This window comes from Longimicrobium sp. (assembly GCA_036389795.1).
In the GTDB taxonomy this organism is placed as follows: Bacteria; Gemmatimonadota; Gemmatimonadetes; order Longimicrobiales; family Longimicrobiaceae; genus Longimicrobium.
In genome coordinates, this window is record DASVWD010000265.1 from 1 (window position 1) to 9,586 (window position 9,586).

Below are 9,586 nucleotides of genomic sequence, written 5' to 3' on the forward strand. Positions count from 1 at the left end.
ACACAGAGGACACAGAGAACACGGAGGAACTGAAGACGCGATTGAAGTTTCTCTGTGTCCTCTGTGTCCTCTGTGTCCTCTGTGTGATGCTCTATCAGAAAGCTGTACCCGAACGATGCTCTGCAAAGTGGTATGAGACATCGGGTCGGGATCTGCCGGGCGCGTTCCGGCGCTGAACGACGGCGACCCTCTTCCCGCGGTTCGGGGAGAGGGTCGTCGCGGGCGCGGCGGACGCGCAGGGTGGCGCGGGGGCTCCTACGCCGCCGCCGCGGCGCCCAGCCCGGCCAGGTCGGCCTCCACGCGGCTCAGCTCGGGCGCCAGCCCCAGCTCGGCGTAGGTCTCCCGCGCCTGCTGCAGGTACGCCTGCGCCTCGGCGGGGCGGCCGCACGCCTTCAGCAGCAGCCCGTACCCGCGGTGGACGGCCGCGGCCTTCACCCGCGGCAGCCCGCGCTCGCGGCACACCTCCAGGGCCTGCTCGTAGAAGACGAACCCCTCCTCGTCGCGGCGGGCGCAGGAGATGTCGCCGAACAGCAGGTACACCTCCACCAGCCGCGGGACGTACCGGTGCAGGATGGCCAGCTCCTCGGCCCGGCGCGCCTCCTGCTCGGCCTCGAAGAGCCGCCCCTGGCGCGCCAGCGCCTGCCCCAGGTTCTCGCGGATCAGGATCTCCCAGAACGGGTCGGGGCCACGCGCCAGCCCCTCGCGGAAGGTGTGCTCCGCCTCGGCCAGGTCGCCGCTCTCCAGCCGGAGCAGCCCGCGGTTGTTGTACCAGTAGAACATCAGGCTGTCGTCGCCGATCGCCTCGAAGCAGCGGCGCGCGCGCGCCAGCAGCTCGTCGGCCTCGGCCAGCTCGCCCCGCATCAGCGCCAGGATCGAGAGGTTGGTGTAGAACGGCCAGGTGAGCTGGGGGTCGTCCACCGCGCCGGCGAGCGCCAGCCCCCGCTCGTACCACTGCTGCGCCTGGTCGCGCTCGCCGTGGTCGTCGCACAGGTTGCCGAGCCCCTGGCAGGCGATGATCTGCCCCGCCAGGTCCATCTGGTCCACGCTCAGGTTGTAGCTCTGCTGGTACCAGCCCCACGCCTCCTCCAGCCGCCCGGCGGCGCGGTTGACGCGGCCCAGCCGGCGCAGCGCCAGGATCTGGGGGCCCTTCTGGCGCAGGTCGCGCGCGATCTCCAGCGCGAGGGTATAGAACGTCTCGGCCTTCTCCAGCCGCCGCTCCTCTTCCTCCAGCTCTCCGGCCTTCACCAGCGTCTCCGCGGCGGCCGCGGGGTTGCCCGCCTCCTGCTGCTGGATGGCGGTGAACACCAGCGTGTACAGCCGGGTGACGCGCTCCTGCACCCGCTCGGCGATGCGCGGGATCACCTCGCCCAGCCGCCCGGCGTCGACCACGCGCTTGCCCAGGGTGGTGTACGCGCTCGAACGCGCCCACTTCTTCTCGCCGTCGGGGTGCGAAGTCCCGATCAGAGCGTCACTGAAGGGGAGGAACTCCTCGAGGTCGGGAACCAGGGCGAGCGCCCGCTCCACCCGGAGGGGTAGCGACATGCCAGAGCGCGTGAGAGTGTGCGGCGGGGCGGCTCAGCCGCCCCCCATGGTGTAGCCGCGCGCCGCGTAGGTGGAGAAGTGGGGGGTGGTCCCGTACAGGCGCGTCCCGTCGGTCGAGAGCCAGCTCGGCAGCTGGGTCCACGCGTCGCCCTCCCAGCGCGCCACCGCCAGCGGGCCGCCGCCGAGCAGCGCGTTCACGAGCGGGAAGCTGAGCGTGACCGGCGTGTTGAACTGCGTGCCGTGCGGCCCGAACTCGGCCAGCACCCGCTTGGCCAGCACCTGGTCGGCGGGGAGGTCGATGGTGATGGTCATGTCCCGCGGGAGCGCCCCGGCGGGGATGTCCACCCGGAAGCCCTGCAGCTCCACCGAGCCGCCCTCGGCCGCGCGGATGAACTTCTCCGCGTGGCGGGGCTCGGCGAGGCTGGGGGCGCCGGCGAACGTCAGCACGCCGGTGAGGTCGATGCTCCCCCCCAGCACCGCGGCCGGGGCTTCGGGCGCGGCGAGCGGCGCCTGGGTGATGTCCGACGAGCAGCCGGCCAGGGTCACAACGGCGGCGGCCAGCCCGGCGAGTAGGCGGCGGGTCTTCACGGCAGCTCCTTGGGTGTTCGGGTCCATACAGCGCACCTCACTTCCCAGCAGGGGCCGTGCCGAACGTCCAGCCCCGGTTATCTCTCGCGGCCGCAAGCGATTCCGGCGTCCTCCGGGCGGTCTCGGCCGCCGGCCGGCGGAGGGGATTTGCACAATTTTCGGGCAGGCTCACCACTTTGGGGAAGCGCCCACCCCCTCCAGCCCGTAGTCGCGGACCTTGCGGGTCAGCGTGTTGCGGTGCACCCCCAGCACCTCGGAGGCGCGCCCCAGGTGCCCGCCCACCAGCAGGAGCACCTCGCGGATGTGCAGGCGCTCCACCTCTTCCAGCGACAGCTCGGGCGAGTACCCCTTGAGCGGCGCGCCGGCCCCGTCGCCGTCGGCGGCCGGCGCGCGCAGCTGGTCGACGGGGAGGTGCTCGGGGAGGAGCACCGCGCCGTGGGCCACCAGGACGGCGCGCTCCAGCACGTTCTGCAGCTCGCGGATGTTCCCCGGCCAGTCGTGCTCGTGCAGGCGGTCGAACACCGAGCGGGCGATGCCGCGGATCTCGCGGCCGTAGCGGGCGGCGTGGCGGGCCACCAGGTGGCGGATGAGCAGGTCCAGGTCGCCGCCGCGCTCCACCAGCCGGGGGAGCTGCAGGGTGACCACGGCCAGGCGGAAGTAGAGGTCCTCGCGGAAGGTGCCCTCGGCGATGGCCGTGCGCAGGTTCTTGTTGGTGGCCGCCACCACCCGCACGTCCACGGGGATGCGGTCCTCGCCGCCCACGCGCTCGATCTCGCGCTCCTGCAGGGCGCGCAGGATCTTGGCCTGGAGCGCCAGGCTCATGTCGCCGATCTCGTCCAGGAGCAGGGTGCCGCCGTCGGCGCGCTCGAAGCGGCCGATCTTGCGGGCGATGGCCCCGGTGAAGGCGCCCTTCTCGTGCCCGAAGAGCTCCGACTCCAGCAGGTTCTCGGGGATGGCGGCGCAGTTGATGGCCACGAAGGGGCCGGAGCCGCGGGGGCTGTTGCGGTGGATGGCGCGGGCCACCAGCTCCTTCCCCGTGCCGCTCTCGCCCAGGATCAGCACCGTGGCCGAGGAGCTGGCCACGCGCCCCACCATGCGGAACACCTCGAGCATGGCGGGGCTGGCGCCGATGGCGGCCTCGTCGTCGCCGTCCTCGCCCAGGTCGGCGGGGGTGAGCGGGAGCACCTCCTCGCCGGCGAACACCTCGCGCAGCGCCGCCGCCAGCTCCTGCGCATTGGGCGGCGAGGCGTAGAGTCCCAGCACGCCCAGGCGCGACGCCTCCACCATCATCTGCATGGTGGGTCGCGAGGCCACCAGGAGCAGCCCTCCGGGGGCGGTGCCCGACTCGATGATGCGCTGCACCAGGGCCAGGTCGGCGGCGGGGAAGTCGAGCGAGAGGACCACGGCCGACCAGCCTCCGCCGCGCAGCAGCTCGAGCCCCTCGGACAGCGAGGCGGCGGAGCGCACCTCGGCGCGCGGGCCCACCGCTTCGCGCACGGGCTCCAGCGCGGCGGGCGACGGCTCGATCACCAGGACGGCGGGGAGCGGCACGGGCGTACGCAAATGAGGGAGAGGCAGGCAGATTGTGCGCGCTCAATCTGCGGCATACCTCAAAACTGTGCAACGTGGTCGGGCGGGATGACGAGCGGGGGGAGGGGTTGGTCACGTGGGGGAGTGCGTGAGTACGGAAGTACGGGGTACGGGGTACGAGGTGCGAGGTGCGAGGTGCGGAACTGCGGGGGATCGGTGACCGGTGGGGGATGCGCGGCACTCGTGACGGGCGGGGACGCGGCCGGTGCGCAGGGCGAGGCCTGCCTCGACTGTGCGGCCCCCCCGCAGGGCCCCGCGTTGCGCGTGGATGCTCTGGTGCAGTCCGCGCAGGCGGACTTCGTGGTGTTGTAGCCCCCCGGTTTCAACCGGGGTGAAGGAGACCGCCCCGCATCTGACCGACGGAGCGGTACGCGCGTGAGGGATGCGCGCCCGGAGGGCCGGGACACGGGCGCGCCGGGGGTTTGGCGCGAACGTGGCCCGGCGCGGTTGGGCAACGTCGTTTGTTGCCCTACCGCGCGCGCAGCCCGGCCCGGAGCGCAGCGGAGGGACACGCCCAAACGGCAGTGCGAAGTGCGAAGTGCGAAGTGCGAAGTGCGAAGTGCGAAGTGCGAAGTGCGCCGAAAAGCTGGTCGCTTCGCACTCGGCACCTCGCACTCAGCACTTGAAAAAACGCCGAGGCCGGGGGCCCACCCTCCCCCGGACCTCGGCCCGACTGGCAGCGCGCACCGGGACCCATCGGCCGCTACTGCCCCACTGTCGTCGGCCTGCGCTCAGGCAGGCGCACCACCGAAGCTGGTGGGGTCGGGGGAGACCGGTTTGCACCCAGCGGCCACGCTGATCACCCTCGGAGCTGCGCTGTACGGTTTCAGCGTGTTCTCCCCCGACCCCTCGTTCCCCGCCGCGAAGACCACGGCGGCCTGCCTGTAGACTTCCTTCGCGGCCGCGCTGGTGGGGTCTTCCGGCACGAAGTCGCCGCTGCTGCCCCACGCGTCGTCGACCACCTGATGTCGTGCTTCTCCTGTTGTCGAGAATCCAGGTCGACCGTCCGGCGCCACGCCGGTGCGCCTGTAGCCCGATTCAGGTGCCGCCGCCCGCGGCCGGTGTAAGCCGACGCTTCGTTCCGTTCCCCCGTGGCGGGCGAGCCGCCCCTCCATCGGCGCGTCCCGGTGCCACACCCCAGGGCAAGCGCGGGTCCACCCGAGGAGACCGTGCCCTGAAGTGGTGAAGGAGGGTCGCGTCCGGCTGCGGCGAAGGCCTCCGGCCGACTGGATTTCGCGAGCGTTGGTCCCTCCGGGAGTCGCGTTTAAAGAGTTTTCGATCAACCGCTTATGAGAAATGGAGCTCCGAGGGAGTTTCGGAAATACCGCGGCCCTCCGAGACGCGTGCTCCAGGGTGGGGAGGGAGCGGATCCGGCGCCGGCTCACCGAAAAACAGCGCGGCGGCGGGGGCCGGATTTCACCATTCTGGTGAAGGCGTTTCCCCTGTTTTGGTGAGGCGCCGGCTCCCGGACCGTGCTTTTCGCGCCGTGCGGTAATTTTCTCCGGGCACGGCTGATGCTTACTCCGTAGCAGTTGAGAGAGGGCATCACCCCAACCGACGGTGGCAGCGATGGACACGCAGGCTCACTTCACCCGCACCGACCCCACCGCCGAGGACGACGCCGTCCTGGCGCACCTGGACGCGGCCGCGGACGCCTACCGCGCGCGCGCCCGCGAGTGGGAGGAGCGGTGGGAGGCGGCGCACGCCGGGCGCGAGGCGGCGCAGGCCGAGGCCGAGGAGAGCCGGCGGGAGCTGGAGGAGGGCCGCCGCGAGCTGGAGGGGGCCCGGCGCGAGCGCGACGCGGCGCGCGCCGAGGCCGAGGAGGAGCGCCGCGCCCTGGAGGAGACCCGCCGCGAACTGGACGAGACGAGGCGCGGCGCCGAGCGGCAGCGCCACCGGGCCGAGACGCTGGCGCAGGCGCTCAAGGACATCCACCGCACCCTCTTCCGCGGCAACGTCTACGAGATGATCCTGCGGGCGTGCCTGGCCATCACCGGCGCGGGCAAGGGGCTCTACGTCACCAGCCGCGCGGGCGACGGGCGGCTGCGCGTGCGCGCCGCCGTGGGGATCGAGGGATACCCCCAGGCCGAGCTCTCGCCCTTCCTGGAGGGGCTCTGCCGGCGGGTGCTGCAGCAGAACGAGCCGCTGGTGTGCAACGACGGCGCCGGCGACGGGCCCGAGGGGCTCCCCGCGCCCGACCGCGCCGACGAGCGCTTCCGCAACTACGTGGCGAGCCCCGTGGTGCTGATGCGCAACCTGGACGGGGTGGTGGTGGTGGCCGACAAGGCCACGGGCGGGTTCCACCCCGAGGACGTGGAGACGCTCCTCTCGGTGGGCGACCAGGCGGCCGTGGCGGTGGAGAACCGGCACCTGGAGAAGGCGCTGCAGAGCGCCTACGTCTCCACGGTGAGCATGCTGGCCGACGCGGTGGAGGCCAAGGACCCGTACACCCACGGGCACTGCGAGATGGCCTCGCGCTTCGCCCGCCTGGTGGCCGACCGGCTCGAGCTCCCCGACCGCGAGCGGGCCGTGGTGTGCTACGCCGCGCTCCTGCACGACGTGGGGAAGATCGGGGTGAGCGACGGCGTGCTGCACAAGCCGGGGCCGCTCCTCCCCGAAGAGGTGGAGCTCATGCGGGCCCACGTGCGCGTGGGGCACGACCTGCTGAGCAGCGTCCCCGCGCTGGAGGGGGTGGCCGACGTGGTGCTGCACCACCACGAGCGCTTCGACGGCACCGGCTACCCCGACGGGCTGGCGGGCGAGGAGATCCCCCTGCCGGCGCGCATCGTGTCCGTGGTCGACGCGTACTGCGCCATGATCACCCGGCGCGCCTACAAGGAGGCCTCCAGCGCCGCCGAGGCGCGGGCGGAGCTGGTGCGCTGCTCGGGCACCCAGTTCGACCCGGCGATCGTGGAGGTCTTCCTGGCCGTCCTCGACTCGGGCGAGTCGGCCGACACCGACGACGACCCCTGGGCCGAGTGCACCGTGCTCCCCGACTTCGCCGACATGCACCGCCTGCGGCACCACGCCGCGGCCCTCACCGCGAAGTAGCGGCGGACACGCAAAAGCAGGCGGGGTGCTCCCGGCTTCCGGGAGCACCCCGCCTGCTTTTCTTCGAGACCGGATCCGGTCCCCCCTCGATGCGGGATCAGCTCCTGCCGTCGACGCGGCTGCGCTTGGCCTCGTAGAGGGCGCGGTCGGCCTCGCGGATCAGCTCGTCGGGCGAGGCGCACTCGGCGTGGTACTCGGCCGCCCCGGCGCTCACCCCCACCCGCCCCGCCAGGCGCCGCCGCACGCGGTCGGCCAGGGTCCGCGCCCCCACGGCGCTCCCGCCGGGGAGGATCACCAGGAACTCGTCGCCGCCGTAGCGCACCACCACGTCGGCGCCGCGGGCCTCGGCGCGGAGCGCGTCGGCCACGGCGCAGAGGAGCCGGTCGCCCGCCTGGTGCCCCTGGCGGTCGTTGACGTCCTTGAAGTCGTCCAGGTCCAGCACCACCACCGCCAGCGGGTCGCCGCGGCGCGCGGCCGCCCAGGCGTGCTCCAGCACCACCTCCATGTGGCGGCGGTTGGCCAGGCCGGTGAGCGAGTCGGTGAGCGAGAGGCTGCGCACGCTCTCGATTAGGCGGATGCGCTTGAGCGCCATCTCGGCCTGCAGCGCCAGGGCGCGCAGCACGTCCCAGTCCTCGGGCTCGAAGATGCGCTCCTCGCGCCGCTCGGTGAGCACCAGCACCCCCTCCTCGCCCACGGGGACGTGCGCGATCAGGTTGGTCTGCGGGTCGCCGAAGAGGGGGGCCAGCGTGGCGAAGGAGCCGCCGGCGCGGGCGTCGGGTGCCAGCGCCAGCCCCGGCGAGGCCAGGCGCTCGTCCCAGAGCACGCACGGCCGGTACTCGCCCGGCGGCGCGCCCGGGCGGGCGGGGGCGCGCAGCAGCCCGCGCTCCGCGTCGCGCACCAGCGCCACGGCGGTGTGCGCACCGACGATGGCCAGCGCGTGGGTCGCCAGCGCGCGGAACACGGCGTCGACGGCCTCGGCCGCGTTCAGCTCCTCGAAGTAGGCGATGAGCTGGTCGGGGAGCCGCTGCCGCTTGTGCATCCGCACGCGCTCCTGGCGCGCGCGGGCGGCGGCGCGCTGGAGCAGGTCCGACTCGCGGCCGCGCGGCACCCGGCAGGCGTCGGGCGACGACAGCAGCAGCGCCTCGTCGGCGCCGGCCTCCAGCAGCAGGACCAGCCCCTCGCCGCCCACCAGCGCCGGGACGGGGACGAGCGCGCCCGGGGCGGCGGAGAGCACCTCTCCGTCTCCCGGCGCTTCCCGGCTCCCGCCGGCGATCCACCGCGTGGGCGTCGCCAGCAGCATCCCGGGCGTCCGATCGTCGAGCCGTCGCAGTCGCACGTGGACAGGATCTCCAAAGAAAAAGCGGGCGAGGGAAGCACGCCCGCGGCCATGTACGCCTAACCATCTGCTGCACAATGCGTTACGAAAATAACACTGTACCCCGGGAGCGTCAATCGCTGTCCCCTTCCGGGGACGGGATCCGGTATCGTTTTCAATCTCTATGAATGGCCCGATGGTGTCTATGACCGTCACTGGAACGCCATCGCAGCAACGCCCCGCGCGCAGGCGGCACTCTGTGGAGCGGTGGGATTGTCGCGATTGGAGGACGATCCCGGTCGGGAGCCCGGAAATCCAGAACAGCGGTGGAACGATGGGATCGTGACCGTTCCGGCGACGCTTGCCCGGCGCGATCAGCCGTCCGTCGAAGCCGGCCTCTCGGCCTCCATCCAGCGCCTGTCGGCGAGGACGACGGAGGCTTCGATCTGTCTCTCGGGGATCGACCAGAAGGTCCGGAGCAGGCGCTCCTTCTCGTGGTCCGGCACGACGGTGAACCCGTTGCGCCGGTAGAACTCGATCGCCCACGCTGCAGCCGCCCAGGTGCCGATCAGGATCGGCTTGTGGACGAGGCTCTCGACGTGGCGCAGGAGCTTCGTACCCACGCCCATCCGCTGCGCCGCCGGCGCGACGTACGCGTGGCGCACCAGCGCGACGGGTCCCCTGTCCTGGATTCCGATGACGCCCAGCAGGCGTCCTTCCTCCTCGGCGACCCAGAAGACGACGCCCTGCGCGGTCTCCCGCTCCAGCTCGTCCCGCGGCATGTACGGCTCGCGCCACCGGTCGGCCGGGATCACCCCCCGGTACGCCTGCGCCGCCTCGTTGACGACGGAGAAGATCTGAGGAAGATCCGCTCGTTCACCCTTTCGAATCGGCACCTTTCACCTCGCAGGCTCAAACGTGGGGCGGCAGGCGGGTGCCGCATCGTCCGACGAACACGCACACGTATTCCTTGCTGCCACATCACGACGGAGCTACGATGGAACGCACCCTCTCAGGCGCCGCAGCGGTTCCTGCGGCCACGGCCGGCATGGCTCACGATCGCGCTGCGATGAACCGCTTCTCCCGGAGGCATCCCATGAAGCTGCTACTCGACACGCTGGAAGTCGATTCGTTCGTCCTCGACCAGGACCCGTTCTCGCTCGCCGTGGCGGAGCCCGAGGCGGAGCCCGCGACGGATGCAGCGGCCGGGTCGCGGTACTGCACCCTGATCGGGACCTGCACGACCTGCTGGGACACGCGTTGCAACTGCGCCTGATCACGGCCCAACTCCGCCACGCGAACGCCGGAGCGGATCCGAGACCGGGAACAGCGCCAGCCCAGCGCACCGCAATCGATACCAATCGGGATAGGGGGGCCGGTCTCCCGGCACCCCCTCCCCCACCACCGTACGTACGGGTCCGTATACGGCGGTTCGGATGGTTGATGGACTGAGTGTGTTGTGCTCCGTCCTGAGTGAAGAGGCTGCTCCCCGCCGTCCGT

8 protein-coding genes are annotated in these 9,586 nt (G+C 72.1%); 2 read left to right on the forward strand and 6 right to left on the reverse strand.

The window, feature by feature from the left end; translation table 11 throughout:
• Window positions 1-255 precede the first annotated feature (255 nt).
• From VF746_30485 to VF746_30500, 4 genes are all read right to left on the reverse strand, one after another.
• Window positions 256-1,542 carry a tetratricopeptide repeat protein gene (locus VF746_30485; protein HEX8696786.1) on the reverse strand — a complete coding sequence of 429 codons (1,287 nt, stop codon included), beginning with the start codon at window positions 1,540-1,542 and terminating at the stop codon, window positions 256-258.
• Window positions 1,543-1,575: 33 nt separating this feature from the next.
• Window positions 1,576-2,130 carry a hypothetical protein gene (locus tag VF746_30490; GenBank protein HEX8696787.1) on the reverse strand — a complete coding sequence of 185 codons (555 nt, stop codon included), beginning with the start codon at window positions 2,128-2,130 and terminating at the stop codon, window positions 1,576-1,578.
• A gap of 168 nt (window positions 2,131-2,298) precedes the next feature.
• Window positions 2,299-3,681 carry a sigma-54 dependent transcriptional regulator gene (locus VF746_30495; GenBank protein ID HEX8696788.1) on the reverse strand — a complete coding sequence of 461 codons (1,383 nt, stop codon included), beginning with the start codon at window positions 3,679-3,681 and terminating at the stop codon, window positions 2,299-2,301.
• 770 nt (window positions 3,682-4,451) lie between these two features.
• Window positions 4,452-4,682, reverse strand: a complete 231-nt coding sequence (locus VF746_30500) for a hypothetical protein (protein HEX8696789.1) — start codon at window positions 4,680-4,682, stop codon at window positions 4,452-4,454.
• A gap of 607 nt (window positions 4,683-5,289) precedes the next feature.
• On the opposite strand from VF746_30500, the gene VF746_30505 reads away from it, so the two are divergent.
• The gene (locus VF746_30505) at window positions 5,290-6,771 is read left to right on the forward strand and encodes an HD domain-containing phosphohydrolase (GenBank protein ID HEX8696790.1); all 1,482 of its coding nucleotides are present in this window, start codon (window positions 5,290-5,292) and stop codon (window positions 6,769-6,771) included.
• Between the two features lie 97 nt (window positions 6,772-6,868).
• On the opposite strand, the gene VF746_30510 is transcribed toward VF746_30505, so the two are convergent.
• Together VF746_30510 and VF746_30515 are read right to left on the reverse strand one after the other, a co-directional pair.
• Complete coding sequence (locus VF746_30510; protein ID HEX8696791.1) at window positions 6,869-8,071, reverse strand: GGDEF domain-containing protein; 1,203 nt, start codon at window positions 8,069-8,071, stop codon at window positions 6,869-6,871.
• Between the two features lie 389 nt (window positions 8,072-8,460).
• The gene (locus tag VF746_30515) at window positions 8,461-8,982 is read right to left on the reverse strand and encodes a GNAT family N-acetyltransferase (GenBank protein ID HEX8696792.1); all 522 of its coding nucleotides are present in this window, start codon (window positions 8,980-8,982) and stop codon (window positions 8,461-8,463) included.
• A 200-nt stretch (window positions 8,983-9,182) separates the two neighbouring features.
• On the opposite strand from VF746_30515, the gene VF746_30520 reads away from it, so the two are divergent.
• Complete coding sequence (locus VF746_30520) at window positions 9,183-9,362, forward strand: hypothetical protein (GenBank protein ID HEX8696793.1); 180 nt, start codon at window positions 9,183-9,185, stop codon at window positions 9,360-9,362.
• Window positions 9,363-9,586: the final 224 nt, after the last annotated feature.